Consider the following 15,425-nt stretch of genomic DNA (forward strand, 5'->3'; position numbering starts at 1 on the left):
TTGCTTGGGTTCCCAGTCATGCCGTGCGGCGCAGTATCAGCAGATGGCGTTGGCCTTGGCAACCGGGTACGGTCAAGGCTTGTGCGCTATCCACTTTAAAATCTGCGGGCAATGCTACCAGTTCATCGGTCGGATGCAGGCCTTTCATCGCCAGCCATCGCGTATTGGTGTCGCCCATGTGGCGAGTCCACCCAGTAAAGTCTTCCAGGCTACTGAACGCACGGGAAACGATCCCGGTAAACGGCAACTCCGGATGAAAGGACTCGGCGCGGCTGTGGATAACTTCGACGTTATCCAGCTTGAGCTCGAGTTTGACCTGAGTCTGAAACCGGGTTTTCTTGCCGTTGCTGTCCAGAAGCGTGATTTTCATCTCCGGAAACATGATGGCCAGCGGAATACCAGGCATTCCCCCGCCACTTCCCACATCCAGCCAGCGCTCGCCTTCGACGAAAGGCACCACGCTCAAACTGTCGAGCAAGTGGCGTGAAACCATTTCGTCTGGATTACGCACAGCGGTCAGGTTGTAGGCCTTGTTCCATTTGATCAAAAGGGCCAGGTAAGCCAGCAGTTGCGAGTGCTGGCTTTCACTGAGTTTTACACCCAGTTCCTGAGCGCCTCGGGATAACTCTTCGGCGTGTTGCGGGGTGACCATAGAACTCAAGCGCTTTGCTCCAACTGACGGCCCGCGCCGCGTTTTTTCAGGTGAATCATCAACAGGGAAATTGCCGCAGGCGTGACGCCCGGGATTCGAGAAGCTTGTCCCAGCGTTTCAGGACGAGTTATCCCCAGCTTGCTCTGAATCTCTTTCGACAGGCCGGAAATGGTCGTGTAATCGATGTCTTCAGGCAATTTTGTATCTTCACTCGCGCGCAGCCTGGTGATTTCATCCAGCTGGCGGTCAATGTAACCCGCGTATTTGGCCTTGATCTCGACCTGTTCAGCCACTTGCGGATCAGAGCTGCCGTGACCCGTAATGGAAACCAGACTTGCATAGTCGATTTCCGGGCGGGTCAACAGGTTGAGCAAGTTGTATTCATGAGTCAACGGTGTGCCGAAATGACTGGAAATGGCTTCGCCCTGCTCAGTACCCGGACGGACCCAGGTACTTTTCAGACGTTGCTCTTCAAGTTCGATGTTTTCGCGCTTGGTGCAGAACGCAGCCCAACGTTGATCGTCGACCAGACCCAGTTCGCGGCCCTTTTCGGTCAGGCGCAAATCGGCGTTGTCTTCGCGCAGAATCAGGCGGTATTCGGCACGGGAAGTGAACATCCGGTACGGCTCTTGGGTACCCAGGGTAATCAAGTCATCCACGAGCACACCGATGTACGCCTCATCACGTCGCGGGCACCAGCTTTCCTTGCCCTGCGCACGCAAGGCCGCGTTGGTTCCGGCCAGCAAGCCTTGCGCACCGGCTTCTTCGTAACCGGTGGTGCCGTTGATTTGTCCTGCGAAAAACAAGCCGCCGATGACCTTGGTTTCCAGGCTGTACTTCAGATCGCGAGGATCGAAGTAGTCATATTCGATCGCATAGCCAGGACGCACGATGTGGGCATTTTCCATACCGCGTATCGAACGGACGATCTGTAATTGCACGTCAAATGGCAGCGAAGTTGAGATGCCGTTCGGATACAGCTCATGCGTCGTCAAGCCTTCAGGCTCGATGAAGACCTGATGGCTTTCCTTGTCGGCAAATCGATGAATCTTGTCTTCGATCGATGGGCAGTAACGTGGACCCACACCTTCGATAACACCGGAATACATGGGCGAACGATCGAGGTTGGCCGCAATGATTTCGTGAGTCCGGGCGTTGGTGTGAGTGATCCAGCAACTGACCTGCGCTGGATGTTGTTCCTTGGAGCCCATGAACGACATGACAGGAATCGGTGTGTCACCCGGTTGCTCTGTCATCACCGAGAAATCGACCGAGCGGCCATCGATGCGCGGGGGGGTACCGGTTTTCAGACGACCCACTCGTAACGGCAATTCACGTAGACGATGAGCCAGCGCGATTGATGGCGGATCACCTGCGCGACCGCCCGAATAATTCTGCATACCGATGTGGATAAGTCCACCCAGGAACGTACCCGTTGTCAGGACCACAGCATCAGCCATGAACCGCAGGCCCATTTGGGTCACAACACCACGTACTTCGTCCTGCTCAACGATCAAGTCATCACAGGCCTGCTGAAATACCCACAGGTTCGGTTGGTTTTCGATTGTTTCGCGAATAGCTGCTTTGTACAGAACACGATCAGCCTGGGCACGAGTTGCCCGTACCGCCGGGCCCTTGCGACTGTTCAACACACGGAACTGGATACCACCTTTGTCCGTGGCCATAGCCATAGCGCCGCCCAAGGCGTCGATTTCCTTGACCAGGTGGCTTTTACCAATGCCACCAATAGCCGGGTTACAGCTCATCTGACCCAGTGTTTCCACGTTGTGGGTCAGCAAAAGGGTTTTTACACCCATACGTGCCGACGCCAGTGCGGCCTCGGTACCGGCATGACCGCCACCGATGACGATCACTTCAAAACGGGAAGGGAAATCCACCACGCACCTCGTGCCTGTTCTAGATGGGAAATTGGGATAGCTGACAAGTATAGGGACTTCACCCCCCTTAAAGGAACCCGTTGCACAAAATTTAACCAGCTGTGGAAAAGTCTTAGATATAGAAATTAAAAAGAAAGAAGATTTATAAAACCTTATTTTAAATGCTATTTATACTGAGCATCATTTCTGTGGATAGATTGCTGTAGGCCATATATTTCAATATGTACAGAGAATCAAAACACTGTGATCATCTGGTCCGGAGGGGTTGGGATAACCGGCATAAGCCTGTGGATTAAATGGGTACTTGTCCACAGAGGGGGTTATGCGCAGATTTCAGGCCCACTTATCAACGGGGCTAAGGCGGCCTTATCCACAGAGCTTAGGTCACTGGTTTTTGTTTATTAGACGGTAAATAGAGGTAGACCCGCGAGGAAATGGATGTGGCTTTGATGAATCCGACCTGATGGGGACGCTATTGTGGGATGTCGAAACAAAAGCTAATAATAGCCATTATCATTAACTCCCGATTGCTCTTATGCCCTCTCACTCCCATACGACAGCTGTCCAGCGTATCTATGAGCAGCATCACTCGTGGTTGCATGGTTGGCTCAGAACACGGCTATCCAATGCCTGCGATGCTGCCGATGTGGCTCATGACACGTTTGTGCGGATTCTCGGCGCAGCTAATGCCACGCAGATTCGCGAGCCTCGCGACTATCTCGCTACCGTTGCCCGGGGTCTTGTCATCGATCGATACCGACGAAGATCAATCGAGCTGGCTTATCAGCAGGCAATGGCTGAGCGGCCGCAGCACACAGTAATCAGTGAGGAAGACAAGGCTCTGATTATCGAAACTCTGGTGGCTGTGGATAAAGCATTGGATGATCTGGGCTCACGCACGAAGCGAATCTTCATGCTTTCGCAGACAGAGGGGCTGACTTATCAACAGATCGCCCTTGAGTTGAAGGTTTCACTGACCACTGTGAAGAAACACATGATTCGGGCTTTCACTGAGTGTTCGTTACTCATGGCCCAAATGTCATGAGCGTGTCCCCAGACCGCAAAGTCTTTGAAGCGGCCGCGAGTTGGTTTGTGCAGTTTCAAAGCGAGCCCCCTACTCAGATAGAAGAGGCTGCCTGGCGGCAGTGGCTGGAAAGCAATCCAGCTCATCGGATTGCCTGGCAGCAAATGGAGCAATTGCAGCGCAACCTCGGCAACATGCCTGCGCAGCTCACGCGTAGAGCCCTTTCCAAACCGCAGCAACGCCGTCAGGTTCTCAAATTACTGCTTGCAGTGGCGGGCACCGGATATCTTGGGTGGAATATCCAGCAACATACGGCCCTCAAAAATGTAATGGCTGACTACCGAACCCCGGTTGGTCGGCGCCAGCATGTCGAATTGGCCGATGGCAGCCAGATAGAACTCAATACGGATTCGGCCATAGATGTGGTGTTCGACAGCCATCAGCGACTCGTCCGATTGCGTGCCGGGGAAATCCTGGTTCGTACCGGAAAGCAGGGAGATACGCGGCCCTTTTATGTCGAGACTCAACAAGGACGAGTTCAGGCTCTTGGCACTCGGTTTTCGGTTCGACAGCTGGAAAACACTACCCGCGTGGGTGTTCTGGAAGATCAAGTGCGCATTGTTCCCGCTGTTTCTGACGGTACTCCGCGGCTTCTCAGCGCTGGTCAAGGCGCTGACTTTAATAACAGTAGAATAAGTCCAAGCCGTATTTATCCACAGACTGCCGCAGCCTGGGCAGACGGGCAGTTGATTGTGCTCAACGAACCCTTGGGCAATGTCATCAATGAGCTCGCACGCTATCGTTCCGGTGTCATGCAATGTGATGAGCAGGCTGCAAAATTGCGTGTATCCGGTGCTTTCCGGCTTGATGCAACTGACGCTGCCCTGGCCAATCTTCAGGCAAGCCTGCCCATCCAGGTTCGTTATTTCACCCGCTATTGGGTTTCGATCAAACGAACAGGCTGATGCCTGCTCACGAAAAAAAGTTAAGTAAGGGTTATCTTTTTTGATTCAGGCGCGGCCCTACAGGTAAACGCACATTCCACCACCTTAGGGTCTACAACAAAATGCGCTTGCCGCCCCTTTCGCTTCAAACCCGACGACACTTATCCCGCCGATGCGTGAGTTATGGCCTATTGCTGACCAGTGGTTTTAGTATCGCAATGTTGCCCGGCAGTGTTCTCGCGGCAGCGGCTTCCCAGAGCTACAGTATTGCTGCGGGCCCTTTGGACAGTGCTTTGAACCAGTTCGCTTCGGCCTCCAACGTGACTCTGTCGTTCTCCCCTGCTCAAACCGCTAGCTTGCGAAGTGCCGGACTTCAGGGGATGTACTCGGTTGAAGAGGGTTTTGCCATACTCTTGCAGGGCTCGAAACTGCAGGTCGCGACCCAAGCCCCCGGAAGTTACATCCTCGAGCCGATCCCGGATAACGGCTCTGTACTGTTAGCTCCAACGGCGATCAACAGCATGTTATCCACAGGCATCGAATCCCCCTTGCCCGATCGCGGTTACAAGGCGCAGACGAGTCGTGCCGGGACCAAGACCAGTACGCCGCTTTCCGAAACGCCGCGTTCTGTTTCAGTCGTTACGGCCCAGCGCCTGAAAGACCAGAAGACCCAGACTCTGACGGAAGCGTTGGGTTATGTGCCGGGTATCTTCGCGCCGCCTTTTGCCGCTGGGGATAACCTGGCGGGGGATCTTTTCTTTATCCGTGGGTTTAACGCCACCGACTACGGTTACGGCTTGATGCGCGATGGTTTGCGTGTACAAGGAAATCGTTACGACACCACCACAGAGCCTTATGGACTCGAGCGGGTCGAGATATTCCGTGGGCCTTCGTCGATTCTTTACGGTGAAAACGCGCCGGGCGGGCTGGTCAATGTGGTGAGCAAGCGGCCTACCGCCGACTCTCAAGGCGAGGTCCAGCTCAGCTATGGTTCAAACAACCGTCGGCAATTGGGTGTGGATATATCCGGGCCGTTGGATGAGACCGGCAATATTCTTGGTCGCGTCGTCATGCTTGGCCGCAATGCAGATACACAAACTGATCATGTTCCTGATGACCGGATGTACATCGCGCCTTCACTGACCTTGAATTTCGATGACTACAACAGCTTGACCCTTCTGGGCAGCTACCAGAAGGACCACACCAACATGGAGCTGGGCCTTCCTGCTGCAGGGACGTTGCTGCGCAACCCGAATGGCAAGCTGGACAAGGACGCCATGCTTGGCGTGCCGGACTGGAACACTTTCGAGCGCGAGATGTGGAGCGCCGGCTATGAATTCAGTCACAGCTTCAACGACGATTGGCAGTTCAGGCAGAACTCACGCTACATGCAGTCGCGGATTACTCGTCATGAAACCTGGCCGGGTAACCTCAATAACGGCGGTTACGGCACGTTGTTGAACGTCACGGCCTACGATCGCTATAACAAATCGATGGTCTACTCACTGGATAATCAGCTGGAAGGAAAATTCAGTACTGGCGGGCTGGAAAACACGGTGCTGTTCGGTGCCAGCTTTGACCGTACCTCGTTCAGTCAGGACTGGAACGCCGGTGCTGCGGGTCGTATCAATATATTCGAACCGATTTATACACAGGATCCTGTGACTTCAATTGCAGTGCAAAACACTCTGCTGGAACAACAGATGCAAGGCCTCTATGGGCAGATCCAGAGCAAGTACGACAATTGGATAGTCTTGCTGGGAGGCCGGCAGGACTGGGTAGACAGTGATTTCCGCAACAAGCTGGCGCCCGGCGGCGACATCAGCTCCAGCGACAAGAAATTCACCTGGCAGGGCGGCGTCATGTACCAGTTCGACAACGATTTTACGCCGTATGTCAGCTACTCAACTGCGTTCGTACCCGTGCAGCAGATATCCAACGGTGGAACACCGCTCGACCCGATCACCAGTAGCCAGTACGAAGTAGGCTTCAAATACGAACCTGTCGGCTGGAACACCGCTATTACGGCCTCGATCTATGACCTGCGCAAACAAGACGACACCTACTTTGATTCGGTAACGTCCAGCTATCGCCAAGTCGGTGAAAGTCGCTCCAAGGGCGTTGAGCTTGAGGTCAACAGTGACGTCAATGAGAACCTTAACCTAACGGCATCGTATTCCTACACCAATGCCCGTGTAACCAAGGACGCCGCGGGATCATTGATCGAAGGCCATCAGATAACTGGTGTGCCGCGTAATCAGGCGTCCGCCTGGGCCAAGTATCGTTTCCTTGATGGATACCTCAATGGCTTCCACGTGGGGGCGGGCATACGTTATTTCGACAGCGCTTTCTCATACACACCTGCGGCGCTGTACGGCAAGCTAGATGCTGGCGACGTTACTCTGGTGGACGCAAATGTTGGATACCAGATCGACAAGCATTGGTCGGTGGACGTAAACGCCAAGAATCTGTTCGATAAGGAATACGTCTCAGGTTGCAACGATGCGGGCCGCTGCTATTGGGGCGACAGCCGTACGTTGCTAGGTACGGTCAGCTACAACTGGTAAGTCTGTGGATATCCTGGCCATTGAAGTTATCCCCAATGGCCTGCTTCCCAGACTATTTACCGATGCAGAAGCTGGAAAAAATCCGTCCTAACAGATCATCGGAGCTAAATGCGCCAGTGATCTCGGCCAGAGATTGCTGGGCCTGACGCAGATCTTCAGCCAGTAACTCCCCTGCTCCCGCCATGGTTAGCTGTGCCCGGCCATGTTCAAGTGAGCCGCTTGCATGACGCAGCGCTTCGAGATGACGCCTGCGGGCACTGAAACTGCTTTCCGAGGTTTGCTCATAGCCCATGCAGGCTTTGAGATGCTCGCGCAGCAGATCCAGGCCTTCGCCTGCTGATTTGGCGCTCAGGCTTATGGTGACGTGGCCATCCTTACTGGTCTGCAGCTCAATGGCTTCGCCGCTGAGATCAGCCTTGTTGCGGATCAAGGTCACCTTTGCAGGATCCGGCCGCTGCTGCAAAAACTCTGGCCATAGCGCGAACGGATCAAGTGCTTCTGGCGCTGTTGCATCCACAACCAGCAACACACGGTCAGCTTCACCAATTGCCTTGAGGGCCCGCTGTACACCAATCTTCTCGACCTGGTCTTCCGTGTCGCGTAGCCCGGCTGTGTCCACCACATGCAGAGGCATACCATCAATGTGGATATGTTCTCGCAGAATGTCCCGGGTAGTGCCGGCAATTTCGGTCACGATGGCGGCTTCTTTACCGGCCAGAGCATTCAACAGACTGGACTTTCCTGCGTTCGGCCGGCCTGCGATTACTACTGTCATCCCGTCGCGTAGCAGAGCACCTTGGCCAGCTTCCCGCATGACTGTGGATAACTCGTCGCGCACACTGTCCAGCATACTCAACACATGGCCATCGGCGAGAAAATCAATTTCCTCCTCCGGGAAGTCGATCGCAGCTTCAACATAGATACGCAGACCAATCAGCTTTTCGGTCAAGTTATCCACACGGCGCGAAAACGCGCCTTGTAATGAACGCAACGCGTTGCGTGCAGCCTGTGCAGAACTTGCTTCAATCAGGTCGGCTATCGCCTCGGCCTGCGCCAGATCCAGCTTGTCATTGAGGAAAGCCCGTTCGCTAAACTCTCCCGGCCGGGCCAGCCGACTTCCTAACTCCAGGCATCGCTGCAGCAGCATATCCAGAACAACCGGGCCGCCGTGCCCCTGAAGCTCAAGAACGTCTTCACCTGTGAATGAGTTAGGGCCGGGAAAATACAGGGCGATACCTTCATCGATGACTTGCCCGGCCCCATCTTCAAACGGGCCGTAATGTGCAAATCGCGGTTTCAGAGTCCGCCCTGTGATAGCTGATGCAGCCTTGGCGGCAAGCGGTCCGGAAATACGCACGATGCCTACCCCGCCGCGGCCTTGTGCGGTGGCGATGGCTGCAATGGTTTCACGTGGGGCATTCATAGCGCGGCTCCGGGACAAATAGCAGATAGCAAAACGCCCCACTAGGGGGCGCCTTGTACAACTTATTCACAGGCTAGATCAAGCTTCGGCTTTTTTGGTGGCCGCTTCGATCTTGCGAGTGATGTAAGCCTGTTGAGCGATCGACAGGGTGTTGTTCACAACCCAGTACAGAACTAGACCAGCAGGGAACCACAGGAAGAAGAACGTGAAGATGATTGGCATCATTTTCATGACCTTGGCCTGCATCGGATCCGGCGGAGTCGGGTTCAAACGCTGCTGGATGAACATGGTCGCGCCCATGATGATCGGCAGAATAAAGAACGGGTCTTTGATCGACAGGTCGGTTATCCACAGAATCCAAGGTGCCTGACGCATCTCGACGCTTTCAAGCAGAACCCAGTACAGCGACAGGAACACCGGCATTTGTACAAGAATTGGCAAGCATCCACCCAGCGGGTTGATCTTCTCTTTCTTGTACAGCTCCATCATCGCCTGCGACATTTTCTGACGATCGTCGCCATGCTGCTCTTTCAGGATCGCGAGTTTAGGAGCAACTGCGCGCATGCGAGCCATGGATTTGTAGCTGGCTGCCGACAATGGGAAGAACAGACCCTTGATCAGCATGGTCAGGAAGATAATCGACCAGCCCCAGTTACCCACAATGGCGTGGATATGTTGCAGCAACCAGAAGATCGGTTGGGCAATGAACCACAGGATGCCGTAGTCGACGGTCAATTCCAGACCTGGGGACAACTCTTTCAGTACCGCCTGGCTTTTCGGACCGGCATACAACGTGGCACTCAACTCACCTTTGCTACCCGGTGCAATTGTTACAGCCGGGCCAGTAAAACCGATGATGTAGTTGCCCTGGCTGTCTTTACGAGTCTGAACTGCGTTGGCAGTGTCCTTGCTCGGGATCCAGGCCGTTACGAAGTAGTGCTGCAACCAGGCAACCCAACCACCTTGAACGGTTTCCTTGAGCTGAGCCTTGTCGATATCTTTCATCGACACTTTTTTGTATGGCTCGGCAGCTGTCCACAGTGCGGCGCCCAGGTAGGTCGCAGTACCCGTGGCAGTTGTGGAAGATGGATCATCGCTGCCGTCACGTTTCAGCTGAGCAAACAGGTTACCCGACCAAGGCTGGGCACTCTGGTTGTCGATCTCGTAGCTGACAACCAGATCGTACAGGCCGCGCTTGAACGTAAAGCGTTTGATGTAGTTAACACCGTTGTCGGTGAACTTCAGTTCGACTACCAGATTCTCCTGGCCATCGGCCAGTTGGTAGCTTTTCTGTGCAGACGAGTAAACCGGACGACCTGCTGGACGAGCATCGAGACCATTGCTACCGGTCAGGCCGCTTTGTGCCAGAAAAGTACGTTCGCCACCGTTATCAAACAGCTGGAACGGGACTTCAGGATGATCCTGACGACGTGGATACAGTGGCAGTCGCAGTTGAACGACGTCGCCGCCGACCGGGTCGATTGCCAGGTTGAGCACATCGGTTTTGACCTGAATGAGGTCTTTGCTGGCGACTGTCGGAGCTTCCAGAGGAGCAGCAGCTTCGCCATTAGCGCTAGGAACATCTGCACTTGCAGACGTTTGAGCACCAGTAGCCGTGTCCGGAATGCCCGGTGCAGGTGTGCTGGCAGCAACATTCTGAGTCGGCAAGGCGGCTTGGCCGTAGTCTTGGTTCCATTTCAGAACCCCGACATAGGTCACGATTGCCAGGGCGACGATCAGGATCGTGCGTTTAATATCCATGATTACTCGGCCATCGAAGAAGAACGGGAGGTAGGGACAGGCGGAACCGGGTCATAACCACCGGGATTCCACGGATGACAGCGACCTAATCGACGAAAGGTCAGCCAGCCACCGCGCAGAAGGCCATGATTTTCAATGGCTTCATACGCGTAGCAGGAGCAACTGGGGTAGAAACGACAGTGACTGGCCATCAGCGGGCTAATGGCATAGCGATAGAACTGGATCGGAACGAGTGCCAGTTTACGCATCGGTACTATCTACCCCTGCAGTTTCGGTTTTTGCCTCTGGAGTCGGCCGGCTGCGTGCCAGACGTTTCCATAACTTGCCGAAATGCTGAATCAATTCGGGGCTTTCTACGTCACCCAAGCCTTTACGCGCGACAATCACGATATCCCAGCCGACCAAGTTGTCTTGGTGGTGGCGAAATGATTCGCGCATCAGGCGTTTCAAGCGGTTGCGCTCAACGGAGAGTTTGACGCTCTTTTTACCGATAACCAGCCCCAGACGGGGGTGATCGAGGTCGTTGTTGCGCGCAAGGAGCAGGAGATTTTTCCCCGGAACCTTGCCGGTAGGGGAGTCAAAGACTGCCTTGAAATGCCGGGGAGTAAGCAAACGCTTTTCCCGACTGAAGTCCTGACTCACCTCCAGTGCCGGATTATCAAACTGCCAGACGCGCACGACCTTTGGCGCGGCGACGCGACAGGACGGCACGGCCGTTCTTGGTGGCCATGCGAGCACGGAAGCCGTGAGTGCGAGCGCGTTTGATAGTGCTTGGTTGGAAAGTACGTTTCATGGCGTGTTACCTGGTTCGTCCACAACGGGCCGGAATGGCCCCCGTTTTAAGAGACCGGGGATTCTAGAGAAAGCAAGCCTCTAGGTCAATTTCCAACCAACGTTTCCTTCATTTAGTTATGTAACTGCTCTCGGATCACTTTTCACCGCTTCCCGAGGTTTTACGTCTTGCCCAGATATAGAAATAAAGAAGAGAAGTATTTAAAGCTTCTTTATAGAGCTTATTAAAGCAAGGCAGGACATCTTCTGTGGATAACTACTCTAAAGCCTCTAGAATCAAGCTGTACAGAGAATGACAACACTGTCGAGAAACAGTGCTCTGCCTGTGCTGCGCTGTCGGAAAACCTGTGTGTGGAATGGCATTTTATCCACAGAGCGTTTATCCACAGATTTCAGGGTCTGGTTATGCAAAGAGCTGAGGCTGGGTTATCCACAGGGCTTATGCACATGCCGTTGGTCGGCTTGATTGCATATAAACGCTGGATTTATCCCGGACTCCAAGCCACCTACATGTGGATAAGTACCGCGGCGGTCGGTACAATGGCGGCTGTTTTTGCCTCACCGGCTTTTAACCTAGGGGATGTCCGTGTCATTGGAACTTTGGCAGCAATGCGTAGAGCTTTTGCGCGATGAGCTGCCTGCCCAGCAATTCAACACCTGGATCCGTCCGCTACAGGTTGAAGCCGAAGGCGACGAGTTGCGTGTCTATGCACCGAACCGTTTTGTTCTCGATTGGGTCAACGAAAAGTACCTGAGTCGTTTGCTTGAACTGTTGGGGGAGCATGGCCAAGGTTTGGCCCCCGCGCTTTCTCTATTAATAGGTAGCAAGCGCAGTTCCGCCCCTCGTGCAGCACCGAATGCGCCATTGGCTGCGGCTGCTTCGCAAGCCATAGCGGCAAGCCAGCCTGTGAGTCAGGCGCCCGCACCTGCTCAAGTGGCCACTCCTGCACCCGTACAGCCACAGGTAAACGACGAGCCCTCTCGCGATAGCTTCGACCCGATGGCTGGTGCCAGTTCTCAGCAAGCGCCTGCTCGAGCCGAGCAGCGTACTGTTCAGGTTGAAGGTGCCCTCAAACACACCAGCTATCTGAACCGCACGTTCACCTTCGAGAATTTTGTCGAGGGTAAGTCCAACCAGCTGGCCCGCGCTGCTGCCTGGCAGGTGGCGGATAATCCCAAGCATGGTTACAACCCGCTCTTCCTTTATGGTGGTGTGGGCTTGGGTAAAACGCACTTGATGCACGCTGTGGGTAACCACCTGCTCAAGAAGAATCCGAATGCCAAAGTGGTATACCTGCATTCGGAGCGTTTTGTGGCCGACATGGTCAAAGCACTTCAGTTGAACGCAATCAATGAGTTCAAACGTTTTTACCGTTCGGTGGATGCGTTGCTGATCGATGACATTCAGTTTTTCGCCCGAAAGGAGCGCTCTCAGGAAGAGTTTTTCCATACCTTCAACGCTCTGCTCGAAGGCGGTCAGCAGGTCATTCTGACCAGCGATCGTTATCCGAAAGAGATTGAGGGGCTGGAAGAGCGTCTGAAGTCTCGGTTCGGCTGGGGCCTGACAGTTGCTGTCGAGCCGCCAGAACTTGAGACCCGGGTCGCGATCCTGATGAAAAAAGCGGATCAGGCGAAGGTGGATCTGCCTCACGATGCTGCATTCTTTATTGCGCAACGTATCCGATCGAACGTTCGCGAACTTGAAGGTGCGCTCAAGCGTGTTATTGCTCACTCGCACTTCATGGGCCGTGAGATCACAATCGAGCTGATTCGCGAGTCGTTGAAAGACCTGTTGGCATTGCAGGACAAGCTGGTAAGTGTGGATAACATTCAGCGCACTGTAGCCGAGTACTACAAGATCAAGATTTCCGACCTGCTGTCCAAGCGTCGTTCCCGATCTGTAGCCCGGCCGCGTCAGGTGGCGATGGCGTTGTCCAAGGAACTGACTAACCACAGTCTGCCGGAAATTGGGGATGTGTTTGGCGGTCGCGATCACACCACGGTGCTGCACGCTTGCCGCAAGATCAATGAATTGAAGGAATCCGACGCGGATATTCGCGAGGACTACAAGAACCTGCTGCGTACACTGACCACTTGATGACATCAGCGCAGCTTATTAAGGCAAGGGACTAGACCATGCATTTCACCATTCAACGCGAAGCCCTGTTGAAACCCCTGCAATTGGTCGCCGGCGTTGTTGAACGCCGCCAGACCCTGCCGGTGCTCTCCAACGTTCTTCTGGTTGTCGAAGGGCAGCAGCTATCGTTGACCGGCACTGATCTTGAAGTCGAACTGGTTGGCCGTGTTCAGCTGGAAGAACCTGCTGAGCCGGGCGAGATCACTGTCCCTGCACGCAAGCTGATGGACATTTGCAAAAGCCTGCCGAACGACGTGCTGATCGACATCAAGGTTGATGATGCAAAGCTGATCGTCAAGGCTGGCCGTAGCCGCTTCACGTTGTCGACATTGCCTGCCAATGACTTCCCTACCGTTGAAGAAGGGCCTGGCTCGCTGACCTTTAACCTGGTTCAAAGCAAGCTGCGTCGTTTGATCGAGCGCACCAGTTTTGCGATGGCTCAGCAGGACGTTCGTTACTACCTCAATGGTATGTTGCTGGAAGTGAGCGCCGGTGTTCTTCGTGCTGTTGCCACCGACGGTCACCGTTTGGCAATGTGCTCGATGACTGCCGAGATCGAACAGGCTGATCGTCACCAGGTAATCGTTCCACGCAAAGGTATTCTGGAGATGGCGCGGCTGCTGACAGAACAGGACGGTATCGTCAGTATTGTTCTGGGCCAGCATCACATCCGCGCGACCACCGGCGAGTTTACTTTCACGTCCAAGCTGGTTGACGGTAAATTCCCGGACTACGAGCGTGTCCTGCCTAAGGGTGGCGATAAACTTGTACTGGGCGATCGCCAGGCATTGCGTGAAGCGTTCAGCCGCACAGCAATTTTGTCCAACGAGAAGTACCGCGGCATCCGTCTGCAACTGGCCAGTGGTCAGCTGAAAATCCAGGCGAACAACCCCGAGCAGGAAGAAGCGGAAGAAGAAATCAGCGTCGACTACAACGGCGCTTCTCTGGAGATCGGTTTCAACGTCAGCTACTTGCTCGACGTGCTGGGCGTAATGACTACCGAGCAAGTTCGTTTGATCCTGTCTGACTCCAACAGCAGTGCGCTGGTGCAGGAATCTGATAATGACGACTCTGCTTATGTAGTTATGCCGATGCGTCTGTAACCATGTTCAGCAGAAGCTAGATGTCTCTTAGTCGCGTCTCGGTCACCGGGGTGCGCAATCTGCACCCGGTGACCTTCTCCCCCTCCCCCCGTATCAACATCCTTCACGGCGCTAATGGCAGTGGCAAAACCAGCGTGCTGGAAGCTATCCATTTGCTCGGCCTTGCCCGCTCGTTTCGTAGCGCTCGACTGCTACCGGTAATCCAATACGAACAACCGGCTTGTACGGTCTTTGGCCAGGTAGATCTGGTTGAAGGTGGGCACAGCAATCTAGGTGTTTCCCGAGATCGTCAGGGTGACTTTCAAATCCGCATAGATGGGCAGAATGCTCGTAGCGCTGCGCAGCTCGCGGAGACATTACCTCTTCAACTCATCAATCCCGACAGCTTCCGTTTGCTCGAAGGTGCTCCCAAGATCCGCAGGCAGTTTCTGGATTGGGGAGTGTTCCACGTGGAACCTAGATTTATGGCTACTTGGCAGCGCCTCCAGAAGGCCCTCAAGCAGCGTAACTCGTGGCTTCGGCATGGTACACTTGACGGCGCTTCGCAAGCGGCTTGGGACCGGGAACTGTGCCTCGCCAGCGATGAAATTGATGAGTATCGCCGGTCGTACATCAAGGCGTTAAAACCTGTATTCGAACAGACTCTGAGCGAGCTGGTTGAACTCGAAGGTTTGACCCTGAGTTACTACCGTGGATGGGACAAGGAAAAAGACTTGAGCACAGTGCTCGCTTCTTCCCTCCAGCGCGATCAACAAATGGGCCATACGCAAGCGGGACCACAGAGAGCTGATTTGCGGCTTAGATTAGGTGCCCATAATGCGGCAGATATCTTGTCGCGGGGTCAGCAGAAACTGGTGGTGTGCGCGCTGCGTATTGCCCAAGGTCATCTCGTTAGTCAGGCTCGTCGTGGTCAGTGCATTTACCTGGTCGACGACTTGCCGTCTGAACTGGATGACCACCATCGCCGCGCGCTTTGCCGCTTGCTTGAGGACTTACGCTGCCAGGTTTTTATCACCTGTGTAGACCACGAATTACTGAGGGACGGCTGGCAGACGGAAACGCCAGTCGCTTTGTTCCACGTGGAACAAGGCCGTATCACCCAGACCCACGATCATCGGGAGTGA

13 protein-coding genes are annotated in these 15,425 nt (G+C 54.4%); 6 read left to right on the forward strand and 7 right to left on the reverse strand.

What is annotated here, in order from left to right; genetic code table 11:
* Positions 1-16: 16 nt before the first annotated feature.
* Positions 17-652 (reverse strand): 16S rRNA (guanine(527)-N(7))-methyltransferase RsmG, encoded by a 636-nt coding sequence (gene rsmG, locus AUC60_RS16120; protein ID WP_087269429.1) that lies wholly within the window; start codon positions 650-652, stop codon positions 17-19.
* A gap of 5 nt (positions 653-657) precedes the next feature.
* Positions 658-2,550, reverse strand: coding sequence for a tRNA uridine-5-carboxymethylaminomethyl(34) synthesis enzyme MnmG (gene mnmG, locus AUC60_RS16125; protein ID WP_087269638.1), 1,893 nt, complete (start codon positions 2,548-2,550; stop codon positions 658-660).
* A 535-nt stretch (positions 2,551-3,085) separates the two neighbouring features.
* Between mnmG and AUC60_RS16130 the strand changes: the two genes are divergently transcribed.
* From AUC60_RS16130 to AUC60_RS16140, 3 genes are all read left to right on the forward strand, one after another.
* Positions 3,086-3,595, forward strand: a complete 510-nt coding sequence (locus AUC60_RS16130) for a sigma-70 family RNA polymerase sigma factor (RefSeq protein WP_087269432.1) — start codon at positions 3,086-3,088, stop codon at positions 3,593-3,595.
* Positions 3,592-4,539: a FecR domain-containing protein gene (locus tag AUC60_RS16135; protein ID WP_087269435.1), complete on the forward strand. Its 948-nt coding sequence runs from the start codon at positions 3,592-3,594 to the stop codon at positions 4,537-4,539. Before AUC60_RS16130 ends, AUC60_RS16135 begins: the two co-directional genes overlap by 4 nt.
* A gap of 197 nt (positions 4,540-4,736) precedes the next feature.
* Entirely contained in the window at positions 4,737-7,085 is a 2,349-nt protein-coding gene (locus AUC60_RS16140) for a TonB-dependent siderophore receptor (RefSeq protein WP_405624139.1), read from the forward strand.
* Positions 7,086-7,137: 52 nt separating this feature from the next.
* Here the strand turns inward: AUC60_RS16140 and mnmE are convergent, their stop codons facing one another.
* The 5 genes from mnmE to rpmH all read right to left on the reverse strand — a co-directional run bounded on the left by mnmE (position 7,138) and on the right by rpmH (position 11,062).
* Positions 7,138-8,508, reverse strand: coding sequence for a tRNA uridine-5-carboxymethylaminomethyl(34) synthesis GTPase MnmE (mnmE, locus tag AUC60_RS16145; protein ID WP_087269441.1), 1,371 nt, complete (start codon positions 8,506-8,508; stop codon positions 7,138-7,140).
* A 78-nt stretch (positions 8,509-8,586) separates the two neighbouring features.
* Positions 8,587-10,269 (reverse strand): membrane protein insertase YidC, encoded by a 1,683-nt coding sequence (gene yidC, locus AUC60_RS16150; RefSeq protein WP_087269444.1) that lies wholly within the window; start codon positions 10,267-10,269, stop codon positions 8,587-8,589.
* A gap of 2 nt (positions 10,270-10,271) precedes the next feature.
* Positions 10,272-10,517, reverse strand: a complete 246-nt coding sequence (gene yidD, locus AUC60_RS16155; protein WP_027901580.1) for a membrane protein insertion efficiency factor YidD — start codon at positions 10,515-10,517, stop codon at positions 10,272-10,274.
* A complete protein-coding gene (gene rnpA, locus AUC60_RS16160) occupies positions 10,510-10,911 on the reverse strand; it encodes a ribonuclease P protein component (protein WP_087269447.1) in 402 nt (133 codons plus the stop codon). The genes yidD and rnpA overlap by 8 nt, the downstream gene beginning before the upstream one ends.
* Positions 10,912-10,927: 16 nt before the next feature.
* Complete coding sequence (rpmH, locus tag AUC60_RS16165; protein WP_003213577.1) at positions 10,928-11,062, reverse strand: 50S ribosomal protein L34; 135 nt, start codon at positions 11,060-11,062, stop codon at positions 10,928-10,930.
* Between the two features lie 585 nt (positions 11,063-11,647).
* On the opposite strand from rpmH, the gene dnaA reads away from it, so the two are divergent.
* From dnaA to recF, 3 genes are read left to right on the forward strand one after another with little or no spacing between them, the layout of a single operon-like run.
* Complete coding sequence (gene dnaA, locus AUC60_RS16170) at positions 11,648-13,159, forward strand: chromosomal replication initiator protein DnaA (RefSeq protein ID WP_087269641.1); 1,512 nt, start codon at positions 11,648-11,650, stop codon at positions 13,157-13,159.
* A 38-nt stretch (positions 13,160-13,197) separates the two neighbouring features.
* On the forward strand, positions 13,198-14,301 hold the full coding sequence (gene dnaN / locus AUC60_RS16175) for a DNA polymerase III subunit beta (RefSeq protein WP_087269449.1): 1,104 nt from the start codon (positions 13,198-13,200) through the stop codon (positions 14,299-14,301).
* A 20-nt stretch (positions 14,302-14,321) separates the two neighbouring features.
* Entirely contained in the window at positions 14,322-15,425 is a 1,104-nt protein-coding gene (gene recF / locus AUC60_RS16180; RefSeq protein ID WP_087269452.1) for a DNA replication/repair protein RecF, read from the forward strand.

Source organism: Pseudomonas caspiana, assembly GCF_002158995.1.
Classification (GTDB): Bacteria; Pseudomonadota; Gammaproteobacteria; order Pseudomonadales; family Pseudomonadaceae; genus Aquipseudomonas; species Aquipseudomonas caspiana.